At 73.0% G+C, this 1,311-nt stretch carries 2 protein-coding genes; one reads left to right on the top strand and one right to left on the bottom strand.

Going from position 1 to position 1,311, the window contains the following annotated elements:
- On the top strand, window positions 1-915 hold a 915-nt coding region (locus tag BKE38_RS29075), incomplete at its 5' end, for an MBL fold metallo-hydrolase (protein WP_076960595.1).
- Between the two features lie 40 nt (window positions 916-955).
- On the opposite strand, the gene BKE38_RS29070 is transcribed toward BKE38_RS29075, so the two are convergent.
- Window positions 956-1,311: HesB/IscA family protein (locus BKE38_RS29070; RefSeq protein WP_076960594.1), on the bottom strand; the 356-nt coding region annotated here is incomplete at its 5' end.

Below are 1,311 nucleotides of genomic sequence, written 5' to 3'. Positions count from 1 at the left end.
GACGCTGCCCCGGCAGCCGCATCGTCACCCGGGGCAGCGTCCCCGCAGGCGCCGGGCTTCTACCGCTTCCGCCTGGGCGGGCGGGTGGTGACGCTGGTCAATGACGGCCAGGGCCGCCGGCCGAAGCCGACCGAGGGCTTCGTCCGCAACGCCGAGCCCGCCGCGGTGGAAAAGGCGCTGCGCGACGCCTTCCTGCCGGTCGAGCACCTGGACATCCCCTACACGGTGACCTTCCTGCAGGGGCCGGGCGGGCTGGTGCTGTTCGACACCGGCACCGGCGGGCAGCTGGGCGCCACGGCGGGGAACATCCCGGCGAATATGCGCGCCGCCGGCCTGGCGCCGGAGCAGGTCACGACCATCGTCGTCACGCATTTCCACGCCGACCATATCAGCGGCCTGACCGATGCCGAGGGCAAGCCGCTCTTCCCCAATGCCGAGGTGGTCGTGCCGGAGGCCGAATGGGCCTACTGGACCGATGAAGGGATCGCCAGCCGGGCGCCGGAGGCGATGCGCGGCGCCTTCGCCGGCGTGCGCCGCCGCTTCGGCCCCTACCAGTCGCGGCTGCGGCGGATCGCCCCCGATGCCGAGGTGGCGCCCGGCATCAAGGCGGTGGCGACGCATGGCCACACGCCGGGCCACAGCAGCTACCTGCTGAGCGACGGCAGCGACCAGGTGATGCTGCTGGGCGACGTGACCAACCGGCCGGAGCTGAACCTGGCCAATCCCGGCTGGCACCTGGTCTTCGACATGGATGCGGCGATGGCCGAGGCGACGCGCCGCCGCGTCTTCGACCAGGTGGCGACCGACCGCATCCGCTGCATCGGCTACCACTTCCCCTTCCCGGCCAATGGCCATGTGGTGAAGGAGGGCCAGGGCTACCGCCTGGTGCCGGCGCCCTGGTCGAGCGCCGTCTAGGTCCGAGATCCGGGGCGGCGCCGCCGCCCCGGGACCCGCGTCAGACGTGGAAGCTCTCGCCGCAGCCGCAGCGGCCCTTCTCGTTCGGATTGACGAAGGTGAAGCCGGCCGACATGGCCTTGGCCTCGTAGTCCATCGTGGTGCCGATCAGGAACAGCGTCGCCTTGCGGTCGACCAGCAGGGTCAGGCCCTTGTCGGTCACCACCTCGTCCGTCGGCGCCGGGGCGTCGGCCCAGCCCAGGTCATAGGCCATGCCGGAGCAGCCGCGGGTGCGCACCGCGACGCGCAGCAGCTTGCCCGCCTGGCCGCCGGCATAGAGCGCGCGCAGCCGCTCGGCCGCGGCGTCCGACAGCTGCATCAGCGGCGGCAGGGCGCGGCGGGCGGGCGGGTTGGTGG

The sequence above is a fragment of the Teichococcus deserti genome (assembly GCF_001982615.1).
GTDB lineage: Bacteria > Pseudomonadota > Alphaproteobacteria > Acetobacterales > Acetobacteraceae > Pseudoroseomonas > Pseudoroseomonas deserti.
The sequence above is the reverse complement of the archived record's forward strand: the minus strand, read 5'-3'. Positions and strand labels throughout refer to the sequence as shown.